Origin of the sequence: Chromohalobacter marismortui (genome assembly GCF_004364315.1) — a bacterium.
Lineage (GTDB): Bacteria > Pseudomonadota > Gammaproteobacteria > Pseudomonadales > Halomonadaceae > Chromohalobacter > Chromohalobacter marismortui.
The window spans coordinates 282606-302957 of the sequence record NZ_SOBR01000001.1; the positions used below are offsets into that span (position 1 = coordinate 282606).

The following is a 20352-nucleotide window of genomic DNA, read 5'->3' on the forward strand; positions in this document are numbered from 1 at the left end:
ATCCTGTTGGCAACATGTCATTGCCTGATGGCTGCGGGGAGAATCCATGCATACGCAAGATATCAACGCCTGGCGGCACGACCATGTCTTCGATCAGGACAGCGTCCGCTCGGGAGAGCGCCGTACGTTGATCGTCGTTCTGCTGACGCTGGTCACCATGTTCATCGAGATATTCGCCGGCATGGTATATGGCTCGATGGCCTTGCTAGCCGATGGTCTTCACATGGGCTCTCACGCCACGGCCCTGGGCATCGCAGCATTCGCCTATGCGTATGCTCGCCGCCATGCGGGCGATCATCGCTTTAGCTTCGGTACCGGCAAGATCAATGCGCTGGGCGGGTTCACCGGAGCGATATTATTGGTGGGGTTTGCGGTTTTCATGGGCATTGAAAGCATCGACCGCTTCTTCAACCCGGTCGCCATCGTGTTCGATAAAGCCATTCTGGTGGCGGGCGTCGGGCTGGTGGTGAATGGCATTTCCGCCTGGATTCTGGGGGCGCACGGGCATGATCATGCGTCCGGTCACGGCGGGCAGGATCACCATCATGAGCATGACCACAACCGACGCGCCGCGTATTTCCACGTGCTAGCGGACGCCTTGACATCCCTGCTGGCAATCTTCGCCTTGCTGGCAGCGAAGTACCTTGGGTGGCAGTGGATGGATCCGATCATGGGCATCGTGGGGGCCATTCTGATCACCCGCTGGTCCTGGGGACTGCTTCGCGATACCGGCCAGGTATTGCTGGACCGCCAAGTGCATGAGCTCGATGAGAAAATTCGAGATATCATTGAAACCGGCACGAGTGACCGGATCAGCGATCTTCATGTCTGGTCGATCGGGCCGGGCCTCTATGCCGGCATTATTGCGATAGTCTCCGATGCGCCAGCAACACCGCATGACTACCGGGATAGGGTACGACAGCGACTGCCCCAGATGGTGCACGTCACATTTGAAGTGGAGCAGTGCGTCGGACATCGCCATCCGCCAGCCGCATGATCCAGCAGAAGCGGCCTCACATCGAGGCCGCTTTCTTTGTCTAATGTCAGCGATCCGCTTATGCTGGATGTCGGGTTGATAGCAAAATGAAGGGTCATACCCACCGATCGATCAACAATCAAGGTCTGCACAAGGAGTCTTCTGCAATGACCGTCAAGAAACCGCTTATCGGTGCCATTTCCGCGGTGGCCTTGGCCACCAGTCTTTCTGCAATGGCCGAGCCGCTCAAGATTGGTGTGCTGGTGCCGCTGACCGGCGACCTGCAAAGCTATGGCGAGCCCGCGCTCAAGGCCGCGCAACTTGCCGCCAAGGAGATCAATGCTGCCGGCGGCGTGATGGGCGAGGACGTTCAGATCGCCAGCGGCGATACCCAGACCTCGCCGCAGCCAGGTGTTGCCGCGGCCCAGAAGCTGGTCAACATCGAAGGCGTCGACGCGATCTTCGGCGCGCTCTCCAGTGGGGTGACCATCCCGGTGGCGCAGAGCGTCTCCAAGCCCGAGCAGATACCGCAGATCAGCAGCGCCTCGACCTCGCCGGTGATTACCTCGCTGGACGATGGCGACTTCCTGTTCCGTACCGTGCCGTCGGATGCCTTCCAGGGCGTGGCGCTCTCCGAAGTGACCCAGGAGAAGGGCTACGACAACGTCAGCATCATCTATATCAACAACGACTACGGCAAAGGGCTCGCCGATGCCTTCACCAAGGCCTACGAGAAAGCCGGTGGCACGGTCTCCGCGTCGGTGGCCTACGAACAGGGTCAGGCGGCCTATCGCGGCGAGCTGCAGCAGGCCGCCAACGACGCCGCCGAGGCGCTGGTGCTGATCGGTTATCCGGAAAACGGCCAGACCATCCTGCGTCAGGCGCTGGAAGGCGGTTTCTTCAGGAACTTCGTGTTCACCGACGGCATGAAGGCCCCTGAGCTGGTCGACAACCTGGGCGCGCAGTATCTCGAGGGCTCGGTGGGCACCGTGCCGCAGGCTCGCGCCGACTCGCCGGGGGCCCAGCACTTCAGCAGCGCCTACGAGAGCGAATACGGCGCGCTGCCGCCCAAGCCCTACCTGGATACCGCCTACGACGCCTTCTATCTGCTCTCGCTGGCAGCCCAGGCGGCCGGTACCACCTACAGCGTGGCGATTCGCGACCAGCTGCGTGCCGTCGCCAATCCGCCGGGCGAGCAGGTCGGTCCGGGCGAATTCGAGAAAGCCGTCAAGCTGCTCGAGGCGGGCAAGGAGATCGATTACCAGGGCGCTGCCGGTTCGGTCAACTTCGACGCCAACGGCGACGTGCCGGGCACCTTCGGCGAGTGGACCTTCAAGGACGGCAAAGTGGTCACCAACCGCATCTTCGAACCCACGATGTAAGCGCGAACAAGCAATCTTTTCAGCAATACCTACGAAACGCCCGGCCCTAGGCCGGGCGTTTCGTTACAGGGTGAAAGTCGTAGAGGGTCGAGGATGCAGGTGTTCAGCGTTTCCTGGCGAGCAGTTTGGGCGGTTTTTCGGGCAGGATGCCCTCGGGCCGAGTGACCAGGATCACCTGTAGCAGCACACCGATCAGCAGTACCCGCAGCGCCGCACCTTGGGTAGCGTACTCGGTGGGCAGCAGCCCGGTGAGCAGCGCGGTGCCCGACCATACGCCCCACACCACGATGGCGCCGAGGATCGCCCCGCGATTGTTGCCGCTGCCGCCGGCGATCAGCATCACCCAGACCAGGAAGGTGCCGTAGAGCGGCATGAACGCCTCGGGACTCAAGAAGCCGAAGAAGTGGGCATAGAGTCCGCCGCCCAGGCCCATGATCGCCGAGCCCAGCACGAAGGCTTGCAGCCGGAAGCCGGCGATCGACTTGCCGGCCGCGGCGGTGGCCGGTTCGTTCTCGCGAATGGCGCGCAACACACGGCCCCAGGGTGAGGCACGGGCGCGCTCGACCAGGAAGTACACCCCGGCGACGAACAGCGCCACGATGACCAGATAGGTGAGTGGGCTATCCAGCACGGTGTCGGCGAACGGCCGGTCGATGCCGGCGATGCCGCGCACGCCGTTGGTCAGCCAGCCTTCGTTCTTGACGAACAGCCGGACCATCTCGGCGATGCCGATCGAGGCGATGGCCAGGTAGTCGGTACGCAGCCGCGCGGTGATCAGGCCGACGACCAGTCCGAGCAGCGTCGAGGCGATGACCGCGCCGGCCAGGCCGACCAGAAACGGCATGCCGAAGCCGCCCAGGTAGGCGGGACTCGACGGCGTAGTGAGAATCGCACTGGTATAGGCGCCGACCGCGAAGAAGCCGGCAATCCCGATGTTGAACTGACCGGTGAACCCCCACTGCATGTTGAGGCCCAGCGCGAGCACGGCGTAGACGCCGGCGAAGGTCAGAAACGAGACGAGGTACGAGGCGAGGCCGGAAAGTTCCATCACACAGTCCCCTTGAAGATGCCCTGCGGACGCAGGATGAGCATGCCGACCATGATCGCGAAGGCCACGGCGGGCTTGTAGGCGGCGGGGATCAGCAGCGTCGACATCTCCATCGACACGCCGATGATCATGCCGCCGGCGATGGCGCCGTAGGGCCGGCCGATGCCGCCGAGAATCGCCGCGGCGAACACCGGCAGCAGGGTGGTCCAGCCCATCACCGGATGCAGGCGCGTGTCGATGCCCAGGAACACGCCCGCGGCGGCCGCCAGGGCGCCGCCGATCACCCAGGTGACCATGATCACGCGCTCGGCGGGAATCCCCGAGACCAGCGCCAGGTCCATGTTGTCGGACATCGCGCGCATCGCCTTGCCCAGCCGGGTGCGCGTCAGGAACAGATGCACGCCGGCGACCAGGGCCAGCGAGATCAGCATGATCCATAGATGATCGGGCTTGAGCCGCATCCCGCCCAGCCAGTCGAGCTGCCAGGGAAACTGGATGCCCGAGGCGTAGGTCTGGTTGTCGGAGCCCCAGATCAATTGCACCAGGCTACGCAGGATCAGCGCCATGCCGAACGAGGCGATCAGCAGGATTACCGGCTGGGTACGACGAATGCGTCGATAGAGCACCTGGTCGATGAATACCGCGATCACCCCCATGCCGACCATCGCCGCAGGCAGCGCCCACCACGAACTCAGGCCGAAGGCCGAGATGAAGGACAGGCCGAGGTAGGCGCCGAGGGTCATGAAGTCGCCATGCGCGAAGTGCGCGAAGCGCAGGATGCCGAAGATCATCGACACGCCGATGGCACCCATGGTCAGCACGCTGCCCAGGACCAGGCCGTAGATCAGCAGTTGCAGGATATCGGTCATGGTTCAGCCCCCCAGGAACATTTCGGCGACTTCCGGATCGGCCAGGAGGTTGGGACCGGTGTCTTCGTGACGGTTACTGCCGGTGGCCAGCACGTAGCCCCGGCTGGCGATGGCCAGTGCCTGCTTGGCGTTCTGCTCGACCATCAGCACGCCGATGCCCTGGGCGTTGATCTCCTTGATGCGCTCGAAGGTCTCGTCGATCAGCAGCGGCGAGAGGCCGGCGGTGGGTTCGTCGAGCATCAATAGCTGCGGGTCGATCATCAGCGCGCGGCCCATGGCGACCATCTGGCGTTCGCCGCCGGACATCAGCCCGGCCTGCTGACGCCGCCGCTCGGCGAGCTTGGGAAACAACGTATAGACCTTGTCGAGACGCTGGGACAGGTCGCCCTTCATCAGGTAAGCGCCCATCTCGAGGTTCTCGCGCACCGTCAACGACGGAAAGACGTTTTTCTCCTGGGGCACATAGGCGATGCCGTGGCGGACCATCTGTTCGGGCTTGGCGTTGGTGATCGCCTCGCCGCGGTAGCGGACCTCGCCCTCGCGGATGCGCAGCAGGCCGAACACCGCTTTCATGGCGGTGGACTTGCCGGCGCCGTTGGGGCCGACGATGACCACGATCTCGTCGCTTTCTACGCGCAGGTGGGTGCCTTGAAGGATGTCGGCGCCGCCATAGCCGCCATAGAGGCCCTTGGCTTCGAGCAGGCTGCTCATGAGGACGCTCCTTCATCCGTTGAGTGCTGGCGAGGTGTTTCTTCGCCCATCCGGCCGCTGGCGCCACCGCCCAGATAGGCCTCGCGGACCTCTTCGTTCTGGCGCAGCGTCTCCATCGAGCCGGAGGCGATCAGCTCGCCGTTGGCCATCACATGGACCGGGTCGCACAGCGCCGAGATCAAATCCATGTCGTGTTCGATGACGCAGAAGGTGTAGCCGCGTTCGCGGTTGAGCCGCAGGATCGCCTCGCGGATCTTGCCGAGCAGGGTACGGTTGACGCCGGCGCCGGGCTCGTCGAGCAGGACCATCTTGGCGTCGGTCATCATCGTGCGGCCCAGATCGAGCAGCTTCTTTTGCCCACCCGAGAGGTTGCCGGCCAGCTCGTCGGCGACGTGGGTGATCTCGAGAAACGCGAGCACGTCGTCGACGCGCTCCAGCACCTCGCCGTCCTGCTGCCTGACCTTGCCCCAGCGCAGCCAGGTCTTGAACAGGTTCTCGCCGCTCTGACCCGGCGGCACCACCATCAGATTCTCGCGCACCGTCATGCGCGAGAACTCATGCGGGATCTGGAAGGTGCGTACCAGGCCACGGTGAAACAGCTTGTGCGGCGGCAGGCCGGTGATGTCCTGGTCGTCGAGCAGCACATGGCCGCTGGACGGGGGGAAGAGTCCGGCGACGATATTGAACAGCGTACTCTTGCCGGCCCCGTTGGGCCCGATCAAGCCGGTGATACTGCCCTGCGCCACCTCGAAGGAAACGCCCCGTACCGCCTGTAGACCGCCGAACGCCTTGGAGACGTTGTCGATTCGAATCAAGGAAGAATGCCTCGTAAGCGTTTTGTTGTGGTTGTGTGCGCGCGGACATTAGCGGGAGATGGTCGTGTCTCACCCGCCTTGACCGGCAACGCTTTTCACGGATCGATAGTGCGACGCACGAGGGCGTCGATCAAATCATCACGCAATGACGTTTGTCACGCAGTGATACAATCGAGTCTATCAGGCCGTCGATGGCGACGTCATGCCTGCATGGCGACTTCGGGAATGACGGTTGAATCGAGAGTATCCGGTGAGACATATGAGGTCAGTGCCGGATGATCAGGGCTTACTTTCTGTCGTTTGGTAATGAAGAGAAAGATCATTTTTATTTTATGTGTTCCACATGAACTATAAAGAAGCGATATTTTAAGAATATCCGAACATGATCCAGTCGTCTCTTGAGTATGCTTGCCAGTGTAATTGAGGGGCATTTAATGCCTCGCCTTTGAGGGGAGCGATACCGATGTCTCTTCAAGGTTCAGTCAACGACATAGAGGTTTCTCTTTGATCACCGATGCCCGTTCGAAGTGTGAATGACGCCTAAAGGAGAAAGTTCATGAAAATCGCCATCGTGGGGGCCGGTGCGGTCGGCTGTTACTACGGCGCCATGCTGGCGCTGGCCGGGCATCAGGTCGTGCTGGTGGGACGTGCCGCCTTCGTCGAGGCGGTGTCCCGCAACGGCCTGATCCTGGAGAAGCACGGCGAGCGCCGGGTCGCCTCGGTGGAGGCCAGCAGTGACCCGGCAGCGATCGCCGGGGCCGAGCTGGCGATGGTCTGCGTGAAGTCCGGCGACACCGAGCGCGCCGGGCGGGAGATGGCGCCGCATCTAAGCCCGTCCTGCATCGTGCTCAGCCTGCAGAACGGCGTCTCCAATGCCGCAACACTGGAGACCCTTCTCGGCCGGCGGGTGATGCCGGTGGTGGTCTACGTGGCCAGTCGCATGAACGGGGCCGGCGTGGTACGCCACGAAGGGCGCGGGGAGCTGGCGCTGTCCGGAGAGCGGGCGCACGAGGTGGCGGGGGTTCTCAACGCGGCCGGCGTCGAGACCCAGATCGGCGAAGACCCCATGGCGTCGCTGTGGGCCAAGCTGGTGGTGAACTGCGCCATCAATCCGCTCTCGGCGATCACCCGCCTGCCCTACGGCAAGATGGTAGGGCAGGACGGCATGCCGCAACTGATGGAAGAGATCGCCGGCGAGGCGATCGCCGTCGCCCGGGCGGAGGGCGTCGCCGTGCCGGACGGGGTGTTCGAGACCCTTCGCGCCATTCCCTCATCGATGGCCGAGCAGTACTCGTCGACGGCCCAGGACCTGGTGAACGGCAAGCCCACGGAGATCGATTTCCTCAACGGGGAGATCGTCGCGCGTGCCGCCCGGCATGATATCGCCGTCCCCCTCAACCGCACCCTGACGCTGCTGGTCAAGAGTGCGGAGCGGTTCGGTGTCAACGACCTGACAGTCCACGTGGAACGATGACGCCACAGCATTTTCTGTCTCTAGAACGCTTCCCAGTCATCACTCTCGCTGGGTACCGGTGACTTGGTTTTGGCGCTGCGTACCGGTGTCGAGTCTCCTGCTGGCTGCGAAGCAGACGCACGGGAGGTCGCCGATCCTTCGTCCTCGCCGAGCACAAAGCCGTTGATCAACTGGCTCAGACGCTGGGCATGTGCGCGCATGGCATCGGCGCTGGCGGAGCTATGCTGGACCATGGCGGCGTTTTGCTGGGTCATGGTGTCCATTTCCGTCACCGCGACATTGACTTGGCTGATGCCGCTGCTTTGCTCCCGTGCGCCCGCGCTGATCTCACCGATCACATCGGTGACGCGGGCTACGCTGGTGACGATCTCCTGCATGGTCTCGCCCGCATTGCGTACCAGTTCGGTGCCCGAGCGGGTGTACGTCACGGAGGTGTCGATCAACTCACGTATCTCGCGTGAGGCCTCGCTGGAGCGGCTGGCGAGCGTGCGGACTTCTTCTGCAACCACGGCGAAGCCGCGACCGTGCTCGCCGGCGCGGGCCGCTTCCACCGAGGCATTGAGGGCCAGGATATTGGTCTGGAAGGCGATCGAGTCGATCATGGTGATGATCTCGCCGATCTTGGCTGCCGAGGCGTTGATGTCGTTCATGGTGCGCTCGACCTGGCTCATCGAGGCTTCGCCGCGACGCGCCACGTCGGCCGTGGACTGGGCCAGTTGATTGGCTTGCTGGGCCGATTCGGCGCTATGCGTGACGGTGGAGGTGATCTCTTCCATCGAGGCCGAGGTTTCCTGCAGGTTGGCGGCAGCCTGGTCGGTGCGTGTTGCCAATTCTTCGCTACTGCGGGCAATCTCCTCCGAGGAGTGAGAGACCTGTGCGGTACTGGCGCGCACCTCGCGCAGGGTCTCTTGCATGCGTGCCACGAAGGCATTGAATTGGGTTGCCAGTTCGCCGACCTCGTCGCGACTTTCGATCTCGAGTCGCCGGGTCAGGTCGCCCTTGCCTTGGGCGATGTCCTGCATGGCATGGGCGGTGCGACGGATGGGTTGAATGGTGCGTCGGGTGAGCCAGTAGGCGATGAGCGCCACGATGGCGAAGATGGCGCCACCGATCAGTACGGTAGCGATCAGGACTCTACGCAGTTTGGTTGCTTGAGCAGCCTCGACAGTGGCCATGGCCTCGTCGATACCGGTGACATAAGTGCCGGCGCCCAGCATCCAGTTCCACTTGTCGATCCCGGTGGCGTAGGAATACTTGGTTTCGATTTCGCCGCTGTCCGGATGCGGCCAGGCGTACTGATAATGACCGCCACCTTGCTTGGCGAGCTCGATCATGTCGCGAATCAGCAGATTGCCATGTTTGTCCTGAGTCTCGATGGCGTTCTTGCCGATGCTATCCGGCTTTAGCGGCTGCACCAGCGTGGTCCCCTGGTAGTCGTAGACGAAGACGTAGTTGCTGCCATCGAAGCGCATGCTGCTGAGGATCTCCTTGGCGCGAGCCTTGGCGTCGGCATCGTCCGGGCCAGCCTCGGCGACGATCGGTGCAATGGCAGACTTGGCAGTCTCGATAACGTTCTGCACGGCGGCCTTGCGCGATTCGACCAACATGTCGCGTTGCTCGGCCAGGGCAGTGCGCGATGCCTGGACGAGATCGTAGGCGACCACCCCGATCAGCGTTATCGTCGTCAGCAACAGTGGAACGAGTACCAGCAGCAGGACCTTGCCCTGCAGGCTTGGCGAACTACCGCGGTGTGCCCCGTGTTGTGTCGTGGCCATCCAGACGACCTCCTGTGCTCAGCGTGAATGCGTCATGTCATTGTCATATCGGCATATCAGAGAGCGTCTGGATGCGACTTTGGTTAACCCCTGCGTCTGCGTTTTCGCGTCAGGTGCGTCTCGAGGCCAGGAGCTTGATGATCACGGCCTGCAGGACCAACCCGATAGCCAGCAAGATATAGGGGGACGCGATGATGATCGTCCCCAGATAGAGCAGGGCGCTGACGGAAGCCGGCACGAGCGCATAGGGGATTTGGGTTTTGACGTGTGCAACATGGTCGGAGCCGGAAAAGATCGAGGCCATCACGGTCGTGTCCGAGATGGGGGAGCAGTGATCGCCGAAGATCGAGCCGGAGAAGATAGCGCCGATCGCCATGCTCACGAGCGTCATGTCGCCAAGGTTGTAAGCGAGCGGAACGCCAATCGGCGTCAGAATCGCCATGGCGCCCCAGGAGCTCCCGGTGGAGAACGAGATCACCATGGCAATGGCGAAAATGATGATTGGCAGTAGCGTGGGCGATAGCCAGCCCTTCGTGGCTTCTATGACATGATCGCCGGTCTCTAGCGCGCCGGTGACGGTGCCGATCGACCAGGCCAAGACCATGATGACCAGTGCCGGCAGCATGGTCTTGAAGCCAGCCAATAGGGTGTTTTCACAGGCTTCCAAAGACTGGCGCTGGAGTAACGCCATGACGATTCCGGCGACGACCATCGCGAAGGCTGCCCAGCTGAGTGAGACACTGACCTTGGTATCCGCAATCGCTTCCATGAGCGGTTTGCCTTCACTGCCACCCCCCGTGTACCAGAGGGCCCAGCATGCGACGCCAATGAGAACCACGAGCGGGACCAAGAAGTTCCAGATACGGCCCCTGCCTTCGGGAACCTCTCCCAAGTCTCCTTCGACGCTGGAAAGCGGGTTATCGCCGGGAGCAACGAGCTCTCCGGTTTCTTGCGCCCGGTGCTCGGCTTTTTTCATGGTACCGAAGTCGCCCATGACGATGATCATGGGCACCGATGCCAGGCAAAGCAGGGCATAAAAATTCCAGGGTATCGACTGCAGGAAGGCCCAATAGGGCTGTTCGCCGCTCAAGCTGAGCACGGCGAACGCGCCGGCGATGAGCGAGACCTGATAACCGATCCAGTCAGAGACCGGGCCCAAGGTTGCCATTGGCGCAGACGTGGCGTCGATGGTCCAGGCCAGCTTCTCCCTGGAGACGTTATGCTTGGCGGTCAGGTCGCGTGAGGCATTCCCCACGATGACCGAATTGACGTAGTCATTGAAGAAGATGACGACGCCGAGCATCCATGTCAGGAGCAAGGACCCTCTCGAGGAAGAGACCTTGCGCGACAGCCACTTGGCCAAGGCCTGCGAACCACCGGTGCTATGCATGAAGGCAGCACCGGCGCCGAGCAAGGAGACCAGCACCAGAAAGCGGGCATTCCATTCATCCGTCATCACTTTCGCAAACCAGTCGAATGTCTGTGCGACAGCTGCGAGAGGATTGCCAGCGATGATCCAGGCACCCAGGAAAATGCTCAGGAAAAGTGAAATATTGACTCGCCGCGTAAGCAGCGCGAGCACGACCGCGGCGATCGGGGGGACGAGCGATATGAGAGCATCCATGCGACTGCTCCTTTGTTGTTGGCCGGTGCCTGGTCGAACCGGGTTGGCCAATAGGCCGACGCCCAGTCCATGTTCCTTTTTTTATCCCTTTCCGTTCTAGCAGTACTCTCGGAATGCCGTCGAGCCTTCTTTAGATCGATGGGTTTGCCCCAGGCTGCCCGTCGCGCGGCATCATGCCTGCACTCGAAAGACGACGCGATCAAGTCTGTGCTTCACGGACTGTGCAGGCACGGGGTTCAATATTCCGTGCATGCAGACTCTGAATGCACATACCTTGGCTAACAGACTTCTCAGGTATTGCGCTCAGCGTCATGCGGCTTATCGGTCATGCAGGTGGGTGACCAACGCCTCGGCAAAGGTGTCGGTGGTCCCGGTGCCGCCCATGTCTGGTGTCACTCGATCACGCGCCGTTTCTAGCACCGTCCGGATCGTTCGACGAATTCGGGTGCCTTTTTCCACCATGCCCAGGTGATCGAGCATATCCGCGGCGGCCAATAGCAGGGCACAGGGGTTGGCGAGCTTTTGCCCGGCGATATCCGGTGCCGAGCCATGCACCGCCTCGAAAATAGCGGCTTCGGTACCAATGTTCGCGCCCGGTGCCAGCCCCAGCCCGCCGATCAGCCCGGCACAGAGGTCCGAGAGGATGTCACCAAACAGGTTGGTCGTGACGATAACGTCGAACTGATGGGGGTTCATCACCAGTTGCATACAGGCGTTATCGACGATCATTTCCTGGAACTCGATGTCCGGATATTCTTTCGCTACCTCACGGGCGACATCGAGGAACAGTCCGGAGCTGGTCTTGATGATGTTGGCCTTGTGAACGGCCGTGACTTTCTTTCGATTGCGTTGATGTGCCAGTTCGAAAGCATGGCGCACGATGCGCGCCGATCCCTGGCGAGTCACGCGGATGCTGGAAACTGCCGTCTCCCCATCCTCGCTGAGGCTCTGCCCTTCGGAGAGGTATGCCCCCTCGGTATTCTCGCGCACCGTGATCAGATCAATGTTGTCATAGCGCGAGCGAGTACCGGGAAAGCTGATCGCAGGGCGAACATTGGCATAAAGATCGAATTCACGGCGCAACTGCACATTCAGGGACGCTATCCCGCTACCGATGGGCGTCGTCAAGGGGCCTTTCAGGGCGATGCGGTGCTTTCTTATCGCGGCGATCGTGTCAGCGGGCATCGGCTGTCCATGCTTTTCCTGCGCAGTCAGCCCGGCATCCACAAACTCATATTGCAGGCCACAGTCCAGTGCATCCAGGACGCTGAGTGTGGCCTCCATGATTTCGGGGCCTATGCCATCACCCTTCAGTACTGCAATCGTCTGACTCATTGTCATGCCTCAGTAGGTGTTGCGATGCATGTCGTTTCGCTGGTGATACCAACGTAGCGCGACGGTTGTGGCCGACGGCAAGTCGCTACAGTAGATCAGCATTCCAGCGATTTTTCGAATACCTGCACGGCGCAGCTTGACGATAATGCGTGACGGCAAGCCTACCAGGATCAGTGCCACTCCTTCGCGATGCATTTCGTCGATCAATGACTGAAGGGCGACGATGGCCGTGCCATCCATGCTGGGCACCTTGCGCATGTCGATCACTACGGTCTGGACGTGACGATCCACCCGATGCAGGGATGTAAGGGCTTTCTCGGCCACGCCGAAGAACAAAGGACCATTGATTTCGTACACCGCTATTTCTGAAGGCAGCCCGGTGACGGCAGGGTGCTGGTCGGTCTCGAGGCGATCGGTGGTGGTCAGCAAGGCCATGCGTCGGATAAAAAGCGCTGCGGCCAGCCCCATGCCAACGGCGACGGCCAACACCATGTCAAACACCACGGTCAGGCCGAAGCAAGTGACGAGAATGGCGACGTCGCCAGGCGGTGCCGAGCGCAGGGTGTGCAGAAAATGACGCGCTTCGCTCATGTTCCAGGCAATGATGAACAGCAGCGCTGCCAGGGCGGTCATGGGAACGAGGCCCAGCAATTCAGCCAGCGCGATGACGGCCAACAGCACCACGACGGAGTGCACCACCGCCGCGACAGGGGAGCGTGCGCCGCTGCGGATGTTGGTCGCCGTCCGAGCAATAGCCGCCGTGGCCGTGATGCCACCAAAGAGTGGCGCAACGATGTTGCCCAGCCCTTGACCAATCAGCTCGGCGTTGGGGTCATGCTTGGTCTTGGTCAGTCCATCCGATACCACTGCGCATAGCAGTGATTCGATGGCGCCGAGCATGGCGATGGCGAAGGCGGGCCCCAGCAGTGCACGAATCAGTTCGAAATTCAGCTCCAAGGGGGCGCCATTGGGCCCTGGTAGCAACCAGGGTACCGTGAAGGAAGGCGCTATCGGGGGAATCCCCGTCCCCGTTTCGCCATTGGCCTCCCAGGTAAAGCGCGAGGCAATCGTCTCGACGGCCGGTGCGCCAGGGCTCCCGAACCACTGATTGGCCACGTACGCCACGATAGCACCGACGACCAGCCCGACAAGAGGCGCGGGAATGGGCACATGCAAGCGTGGCCATAGCAACATGACCGTCAGAGTAAATGCCCCAATGGCGAACTCGAGAGGGTCGAGCGTGGGCAGTGAGGTGACGATCCGCCCCATGTTTTCCACGAAATGCTCGCCGAGCTGCCCGACGCTCAGTCCCAGGAAATCGGGAATCTGCAGTCCTGCGATGACCACGGCAATCCCCGCCGTGAAGCCTAGCACCACAGGGTAAGGCACGAACTCGATCAGGCGGCCCATTCGGGTAATCCCCAGGGCTACCAGAATGATGCCGGCCATCATCGAGGCGATGAGCAATCCGCCGAGACCGTATTGCTGGACAATCGGAAACAGGATAACGACGAAGGCGGCGGTCGGGCCTGACACATTGAAACGCGAGCCGCCGGTCAACGCGATGATGGCCCCGGCCACAATGGCTGTGTAAAGACCGTGCTGAGGGGGAACGCCCGTCGCGATCGCCAAGGCCATCGAGAGTGGCACGGCCACGGTGCCGATGGTAAGGCCAGCCATCACATCTTTGCGCAAATCGGTGAGGCCGTAGCCACCCCGCCATGCTGCGCGAAGCCCTGAAGAGAGGCTGGGCAAGTCAACGGAAACCCTTTGGCGTGACATACGGTAGCCTTCGCTGCAATGCCCCTCGTCATGAGGCGTGGATCGGAGCATTTGGAATGGAGGATAAAAACTATGTTAATGACATTAACATGTAGTTATAATTAAGTGCAAATGTAGGCGCGCCATGGATCAAGGCTGGAGACAAGGCGTTGCGACATGAAAGCAATGACATTAACATTAAATGTTAATGTCAAAAGGGAAATGCTCATGGAAAAGAAAACGGCTCGCCTCACGTTGCTGATAGATCCACAAAAGAAACGCGCCTTCGAGGAGTTATGTGCTTTGCAGGATTTGACGCCGTCGCAAGTCGTGCGACAGTTGATACGGGACTATCTACATAAGCATGGCGTGGAGTACGGCTCGCAGCCACAGGAGGATGAACACCCCCCCTCGACCTGATGCCCGGATTTCCAGGCAGGGGCACGGTCGTCCACCGTCACACCGGATCTGTGGTTGAAGATCCATGTCATGACATCAGGCAGTAGCATTTCATCTATCCCCTTCAACGGACACTGCAATGCACAATCTATGGATCCCTTTTGTCGCCATTCTGATCGTGGGCGGCTTGATCTTCGGCGGCCAGGCGTATTCCGAGGCACAGCGAGATGCCCACGTCGCCGCGACCATCGCTGAACGCCGCCAAAGTCAGGCGCCCGCCGAAATGTCACACGTGATTCGCGTCGACAAGGGCTATGGGATATGCGGTGACTACACGCTTGCCAATGGCGGGTCCGGTTCCTTCTATTACAACAGTGCCACCAAGCGCTTGGCGTTGGGCGTCAATGCTCCGTTGTATCGCGACAACTGTGCGGGCGTTGCTGACTCTTGAGCGCTCGCTGAGAATGCTGGCAAGCCCGTCGCATCCCATCTGTACCTTGCTTTATCGGTTGCGTTAAAACCGCCGTCTTGAAAGCCGTTCTCTTGCTAAGCTGTGTCTCTGTCGCCCCGGTCACCGATCGGTTGTGTGTTTTTGCAGAAAAGGAGTCTCCCATGCCGACTGTGTTGTCTCTTCTCGAGGAGGTCGCGTCGCCGACCATTGGGTTAGGCTGCATGAACCTGTCCCATGGCTACGGATCGCCGGTGCCGGAAGCCGAGGGTGTGCGAGCGTTGCAGGCGGCGTTCGAGATGGGCTATCGGCATTTCGATACCGCGACTCTCTACGGCGCGACCGCCAATGAATCACTGGTGGGCAAGGCGCTCGAAGGACGGCGCAATCAGTTGTTGCTGGCCAGCAAGTGCGGCATGGCGATCGACCCGGCGCTGGGCCGCAAGGTGATCGACGGCCGCCCCGAGACACTGCGCCGTCAGTGCGAGGCGAGCCTGCAGCGTCTACGGACCGACCGGCTGGATCTTTATTACCTGCATCGCATGGATCGCCAGGTCCCCATCGAGGAAAGCGTCGGGGCGCTGGGACGACTGGTCGAGGAGGGCAAGCTGCGTGCCGTGGGGCTGTCCGAGGTCTCCGCCGAGACGCTGCGTCGTGCCCATGCCGAGTGCCCGGTAGCGGCGGTGCAGTCGGAATATTCGCTATGGACGCGTAATCCCGAGATCGCCCTGCTCGCGGCGTGTCGCGAGCTGGGCACCACGCTGGTAGCGTTCAGCCCGTTGGGGCGCGGGTTCCTGGCCGGCGCGGTCACGGATCCGACGGACCTGGAAGAAAGCGATATGCGGCGCGGCATGCCGCGTTTCAGTGCCGAACATTACCCGCATAACCAGCGCTTGCTGACGGATTTCATTGCCCTTGCAGAGACACTTTCGATGACCCCGGGGCAACTGGCGCTGGCGTGGGTGATGGCGCAGGGAGCCGACATCGTACCCATTCCCGGCACGCGCGATGTCGCGCACATGCGCGAGAACCTGGCGGCGGAAGCGCTGCAACTGGACGACGCGTCGCTTGCCCAGCTGAATGCGATGATGACGCCCGATCAAGTGCGCGGCGGACGCTACAGCGAGGCGCAACAGGCGGATATCGATACCGAGGAATTCGCCTGACGGGGGGCATCCATGGCGTGCCGCGTTTCGCGCACAGGGTGTGTCGGTGATCTCTGACAGGCAAATGACCGAGCAGGCTCTAGGATGAAAATGCGGCGAAGGAGGCGCCGTGCCAACTCCCGGCCAGGATGGCCGGGGTTTCGGTTTCTCTCCCGAGTGCCGCCTCTTTGCGTTGCTTGCTGGTCATGTCGCCGACGCCGTCGGCGGCGCTTTTTCATCACGCCGTTTCTTCCATTTCGCGGGCCAGGCGCCGGCTGACATCGCTGGGCGAGCCGGTACGCCGGGCGAGCATGTCGTAGGCCACGGGCACCACCAGCAGCGTGAACAGTGTCGCGGCGGCCACACCGCTGAAAATGACCGTGCCGATGACCAGACGCGTCTCGGCACCGGGACCGCTGGCGAAGATCAGTGGCACGGCACCGGCCATGGTGGTGAAGGCGGTCATCAGGATCGGACGCAAACGCGTCACCGAGGCGTCGATCAGGGCATCGCGGAAGACGCGGCCTTCATCGCGTAGCTGGTTGGCGAATTCGACGATGAGGATGCCGTTCTTGGCGGCCAGCCCCACCAGCATCACCATGCCGACCTGACTGTAGATGTTCAGCGATTGGCCGGTCAGCCACAGGCCGAGCAGGGCGCCGCTGATCGCCAGGGGCACGGTGAGCATGATGACCAATGGATGCACGAAGCTCTCGAACTGCGCCGCGAGCACCAGAAAGACCACCAACAGGCCCATGAGCATCAGGAACGCGGTGGCGCCGCTGGCTTCCTGATAGTCCCGGGAGGGGCCCTTGTAATCGATCATGGCGTCGGCGGGCAGTTCCTCGTCGGCAAGGGTGTTGAGATAATCCAGTGCCTCGCCAATGGAGGTGCCATCCGCGAGGTTGGCTTCCAGCGTGATCGCGCGGACGCGATTGAAGCGGTTGAGCTCGCTGGCGTCGGCATAGTTGCTGAGCGTGACCAGGCTGGCCAATGGAATCAGTTCGCCGCTGCGCGCGGAGCGCACCTGAACGTTGTTCAGAGCACTGGGGCTACGCTGCGTGTCGCGTTCTCCTTCCAGGATGACGTCGTATTCTTCGCCGTCATCCACATAGCTGGTGACGCTGCGTCCGCCGAATAGCGTCTGCAGGGTGCGGCCGATGGTCGTGACGGTCACCCCCAAGGCGGCGGCCCGCTGGTAGTCGATCTCGATACGCAGCTGCGGTTGGGTTTCCTTGTAATCGCTCTCGACGTCGGTCAGCCCCGAGTCGTCCTCACTGATGCGTTCGAGCAAGCGGTCGCGCCAGGTGACCAGCGAGTCGTAGGTACCGCCGCCGATCACGAACTGCACCGGTTTTTGAATGCTCCCGCCGAAGCCTTGCCGCATCACCGGGAAGGCCTGGACGCCGGGTAGATCTTCGAGGCGTTGGCGTACATCGGCCATGATCGCCCAGGCCGAACGCCGCTTGCCCCAGTCGGCGAGACTGACGATCACCATGCCGTCGTTGAAGTTCTCGATGTTGCCGTAGCCGCGCGGCGCGCGCACCGAGATGTTGCGGATCTCGCCCTCGTCGACCAGGGGCAACAGGCGGGCCTCGATTTCGTCCATGTAATCCTGCATGTAGTCGAAGGTGGCGCCTTGTGGGCCGTTGACGAGGATGAAGAAGTTGCCGCGATCTTCCTTCGGGGTATATTCGTTGGGCAGCTCGGTGAACAGCCAGGCGGTGGCGCCGAGCAGCGCGACGAACACGATCAGGCATAGCCAGCGCACGCGCAGCAGCATGAAGAGCACATGGCGATAGAGACGTTGAGTGGCGTCGAGCAGGGTATGCACGGCACGACTGATGCGGCTTTCGTGCATGCGCGGGTCGAGCACCTTGGAGCACATCATTGGCGCCAGCGAGAGCGCCAGCAGGCACGAGATCGCCACGGCGGCGGCCAGGGTCAGCGCGAATTCGGAAAATAGACGGCCGATGTCGCCGCGTAGAAAGCTCAACGGCACGAACACCGCGATCAGCACCAGAGTGGTGGCGATGACGGCGAAACCGATCTGGCGTGTACCGCGAAACGCGGCCACCAACGGCGTCTCGCCGTAGAACTGCATGCGCCGATGGACGTTTTCGAGCACCACGATGGCATCGTCGACGACCAGGCCGATCGCCAGCACCAGCGCCAGCAGCGTGAGCAGATTGAGCGTGAAGCCGAAGGCGTTCAGGGCGATGAAGGTGCCGATGATCGAGATCGGAACGGTGACCGCCGGCACCAGGGTCGTGCGCACGTTACCCAGGAACAGGAAGATCACCACGACGACCAGCCCCATGGCGATGAACAGCGTGGTCACGACTTCCTTCAAGGCGCCGGAGACGAACACCGAGGAGTCGAAGTTGAGTCGCAACTGCATACCGTCGGGCAGTGTCGATTGCAGGCGTTCCATTTCCGCCTTGACGCCTTGGGACACCTCCAGAATGTTGGCGGTGGACTGTTTCATGATCCCCAGGCCCACCATCGGGATGCCGTTGCCGCGAAACAGCGAACGTTCTTCCACCGAGCCGACCTCGACACGGGCCACATCGCTGAGCCGTGTCAGATAGCCGTTGCTGCCCTGATCGATGACCAGGTCCCGGAAGTCGCTGGCGGTTTCGAAGTTTCGCGGCAGCCGCAAGGTGAATTGCCGTGAGTCGGATTCCAGAAAACCGGCGGGCAACTCCACGTTCTCGGTGCGCAGGGCGTCTTCCACGTCGGTGACGGTAAGTCCGCGAGCGGCCAGAGCGTCGCGTTTCAGCCACACGCGCATGGCATATTCCTTGCCACCGCCGACACGCACGCGTGACACCCCGGTCTGGGTGGAGAAACGGTCCACCAGGTAGCGATTGGCGTAATCGGTCAGTTCGGGCACCGTGTAACCTTCCGCCGTGAGGCTCAGCCACATGATGACATCGTCGCTGCTATCGGCCTTTTCCACCTCCGGAGGCTCGGCTTCCTCGGGGAGATTATCGCTCACCCCGGAGACGCGGTCGCGAATGTCGTTGGCGGCCGCCTCGATGTTGCGATCGAGACTGAAGGTGATGTCGATTTCCGATTCGCCGTCGCTGCTGGTCGACTCGATGAGTTCGATGCCTTCGATGCCGGCGATGCGGTCCTCGATCACTTGGGTAATGCGGGTTTCCACGACATTGGCCGACGCGCCCGGGTAGTTCGTTTCGACGCTGATCACCGGCGGGTCGATGGCGGGATATTCCTGCACCGGCAGACGCTCGAGCGCGAGGATGCCGAAGACGATCACGAGCAGAGCGAACACGGTCGCCAGTACTGGACGCGTTATAGCGGTATCGGACAGGCGCATCAGTTGCCTTCTCCGTCACGTGCGTCGCCATCACGCGCGTCCTTGAGAATCTCGCTGATCTCGCGACTGCCATCGTCGAGCGCCAGAATGTCCACGTGTTCGCCGTCACGTACCTTGGTGGTGCCATGGGTCACCACCCAATCGCCTGCGTTCAACCCGCTGAGGATCTCGACTTCTCCGGCGCGGCGTGCGCCGATTTCCACCTGACGGCGCTGGATTTGGTTGTCTGCGTCACGCGCAATGCGCATCACGTACTGGCGTTCACCACTAGGAACGAGAACGGACTCGGGGACCACCAGCGTCTCACGAAGGCGTCGCTCCAGCGTCACGACCATCAGCATGCCGGGGCGCAGCAAGCGCTCGGGATTGGGCAACTGGGCGCGCACGCTGACGCTGCGCGACACGGGGTCGATACGTGTGCCGATGCTGGTGACCTCGCCACGGAAGACCTGGTCTGGGTAACTGGGCGTGGTGGCGCGTAGCGCCATGCCGGGCTTGAGGGCATCCAGAAACGTCGCCGGGACGGTAAAGTCGAGCTTCATGGAGTCGATCTTGTCGAGCGTGATCAGCTCGGTACCCGGCGTGACCAGGGCGCCGACACTGACATCACGCTGGCCCACGGTACCGGCGAACGGGGCGCGCAGCCGGTGGTCGGCGAGACGCGCTTGTATCGCATCGATCTGGGCGTTGACCTGCGCTAGCCGGGCCTTGGCATCTTCGACGTCGGCGCGGATGCCGACGTTGCGCTCCAGGAGTTGCTGGGCGCGGCGAACGGCGTTTTTGCGCTCCTGTCGCAAGGCCTGGGCGGCACGCAGCTCGGCCTGTTCCGCGCTATCGTCGAGACGTATCAGCAGGTCGCCTTCTGCGACGCGTTGGCTGTCGGTGAAGCTGATATCGGCGATGGTTTCAGTCACCGTGGCGGAAAGCGTCACACTCTCGTCGGCACGTAGCGTCCCCAGCGCTTCCAGCGGGTCGCGCCATTGCGCGGTTGCAACGGGCGCGGCGATGACCGAGGTGCGTGAGTCAGTGTTCTGTGCGTTGGCGTTACCCGTCACCGAGAGGCCAGCCATCGAGAGGCCAGCCATCGAGAGGCCAAGCAGCGCCACTCCCAGACGATGCCGTCCGCGGGCGGCCACGGCGAGAAGAGAAGGTACGGGCATAATGTCTCGTTATTGTCTCGGTGTAATGATGTCCGCAGGCGCCAGCGTCCGTATGACGCTTGGCGTGTTTACGGCGCAGGAGACGTC

Annotated in this window: 16 protein-coding genes; 6 read left to right on the forward strand and 10 right to left on the reverse strand. The window is 61.9% G+C overall.

Features of this window, described 5'->3' with window-relative positions:
* Nucleotides 1-46 precede the first annotated feature (46 nt).
* Both dmeF and C8E00_RS01260 read left to right on the forward strand, forming a co-directional pair.
* Nucleotides 47-997: a CDF family Co(II)/Ni(II) efflux transporter DmeF gene (dmeF, locus tag C8E00_RS01255; protein ID WP_133693585.1), complete on the forward strand. Its 951-nt coding sequence runs from the start codon at nucleotides 47-49 to the stop codon at nucleotides 995-997.
* 146 nt (nucleotides 998-1143) lie between these two features.
* On the forward strand, nucleotides 1144-2358 hold the full coding sequence (locus C8E00_RS01260; protein WP_133693587.1) for an ABC transporter substrate-binding protein: 1215 nt from the start codon (nucleotides 1144-1146) through the stop codon (nucleotides 2356-2358).
* A gap of 103 nt (nucleotides 2359-2461) precedes the next feature.
* Here the strand turns inward: C8E00_RS01260 and C8E00_RS01265 are convergent, their stop codons facing one another.
* Genes C8E00_RS01265 through C8E00_RS01280 form a run of 4 tightly spaced genes read right to left on the reverse strand, consistent with a single transcriptional unit; the run spans nucleotide 2462 to nucleotide 5801 of the window.
* A complete protein-coding gene (locus C8E00_RS01265; protein WP_133693589.1) occupies nucleotides 2462-3406 on the reverse strand; it encodes a branched-chain amino acid ABC transporter permease in 945 nt (314 codons plus the stop codon).
* Nucleotides 3406-4275 carry a branched-chain amino acid ABC transporter permease gene (locus tag C8E00_RS01270; RefSeq protein ID WP_133693591.1) on the reverse strand — a complete coding sequence of 290 codons (870 nt, stop codon included), beginning with the start codon at nucleotides 4273-4275 and terminating at the stop codon, nucleotides 3406-3408. The genes C8E00_RS01265 and C8E00_RS01270 overlap by 1 nt, the downstream gene beginning before the upstream one ends.
* Before the next feature lie 3 nt (nucleotides 4276-4278).
* Nucleotides 4279-4986 carry an ABC transporter ATP-binding protein gene (locus C8E00_RS01275; protein WP_133693593.1) on the reverse strand — a complete coding sequence of 236 codons (708 nt, stop codon included), beginning with the start codon at nucleotides 4984-4986 and terminating at the stop codon, nucleotides 4279-4281.
* A complete protein-coding gene (locus tag C8E00_RS01280; RefSeq protein WP_133693595.1) occupies nucleotides 4983-5801 on the reverse strand; it encodes an ABC transporter ATP-binding protein in 819 nt (272 codons plus the stop codon). The genes C8E00_RS01275 and C8E00_RS01280 overlap by 4 nt, the downstream gene beginning before the upstream one ends.
* 556 nt (nucleotides 5802-6357) lie before the next feature.
* Here C8E00_RS01280 and C8E00_RS01285 point away from each other — a divergent pair.
* A complete protein-coding gene (locus C8E00_RS01285) occupies nucleotides 6358-7275 on the forward strand; it encodes a ketopantoate reductase family protein (RefSeq protein WP_133693597.1) in 918 nt (305 codons plus the stop codon).
* A gap of 20 nt (nucleotides 7276-7295) precedes the next feature.
* Here the strand turns inward: C8E00_RS01285 and C8E00_RS01290 are convergent, their stop codons facing one another.
* From C8E00_RS01290 to dauA, 4 genes are all read right to left on the reverse strand, one after another.
* Entirely contained in the window at nucleotides 7296-9050 is a 1755-nt protein-coding gene (locus C8E00_RS01290; RefSeq protein WP_133693599.1) for a methyl-accepting chemotaxis protein, read from the reverse strand.
* 109 nt (nucleotides 9051-9159) lie between these two features.
* On the reverse strand, nucleotides 9160-10674 hold the full coding sequence (locus C8E00_RS01295) for a Na+/H+ antiporter NhaC family protein (protein ID WP_133693601.1): 1515 nt from the start codon (nucleotides 10672-10674) through the stop codon (nucleotides 9160-9162).
* Nucleotides 10675-10992: 318 nt separating this feature from the next.
* Nucleotides 10993-12009 (reverse strand): isocitrate dehydrogenase, encoded by a 1017-nt coding sequence (locus C8E00_RS01300; RefSeq protein ID WP_133693603.1) that lies wholly within the window; start codon nucleotides 12007-12009, stop codon nucleotides 10993-10995.
* Between the two features lie 9 nt (nucleotides 12010-12018).
* Nucleotides 12019-13842: a C4-dicarboxylic acid transporter DauA gene (gene dauA, locus C8E00_RS01305; RefSeq protein ID WP_341765840.1), complete on the reverse strand. Its 1824-nt coding sequence runs from the start codon at nucleotides 13840-13842 to the stop codon at nucleotides 12019-12021.
* A 105-nt stretch (nucleotides 13843-13947) separates the two neighbouring features.
* Here dauA and C8E00_RS01310 point away from each other — a divergent pair, with 105 nt between their 5' ends.
* The 3 genes from C8E00_RS01310 (at nucleotide 13948) to C8E00_RS01320 (ending at nucleotide 15783) form a co-directional block, all read left to right on the forward strand.
* Nucleotides 13948-14190 carry a CopG family transcriptional regulator gene (locus C8E00_RS01310; protein WP_243833075.1) on the forward strand — a complete coding sequence of 81 codons (243 nt, stop codon included), beginning with the start codon at nucleotides 13948-13950 and terminating at the stop codon, nucleotides 14188-14190.
* Between the two features lie 118 nt (nucleotides 14191-14308).
* Nucleotides 14309-14620 (forward strand): hypothetical protein, encoded by a 312-nt coding sequence (locus C8E00_RS01315; RefSeq protein ID WP_133693607.1) that lies wholly within the window; start codon nucleotides 14309-14311, stop codon nucleotides 14618-14620.
* Nucleotides 14621-14781: 161 nt separating this feature from the next.
* Nucleotides 14782-15783 carry an aldo/keto reductase gene (locus C8E00_RS01320; protein WP_133693609.1) on the forward strand — a complete coding sequence of 334 codons (1002 nt, stop codon included), beginning with the start codon at nucleotides 14782-14784 and terminating at the stop codon, nucleotides 15781-15783.
* A 217-nt stretch (nucleotides 15784-16000) separates the two neighbouring features.
* On the opposite strand, the gene C8E00_RS01325 is transcribed toward C8E00_RS01320, so the two are convergent.
* Nucleotides 16001-19105 carry an efflux RND transporter permease subunit gene (locus C8E00_RS01325; protein ID WP_133693611.1) on the reverse strand — a complete coding sequence of 1035 codons (3105 nt, stop codon included), beginning with the start codon at nucleotides 19103-19105 and terminating at the stop codon, nucleotides 16001-16003.
* Nucleotides 19105-20265, reverse strand: coding sequence for an efflux RND transporter periplasmic adaptor subunit (locus C8E00_RS01330; RefSeq protein WP_133693613.1), 1161 nt, complete (start codon nucleotides 20263-20265; stop codon nucleotides 19105-19107). Before C8E00_RS01330 ends, C8E00_RS01325 begins: the two co-directional genes overlap by 1 nt.
* Nucleotides 20266-20352 lie beyond the last annotated feature (87 nt).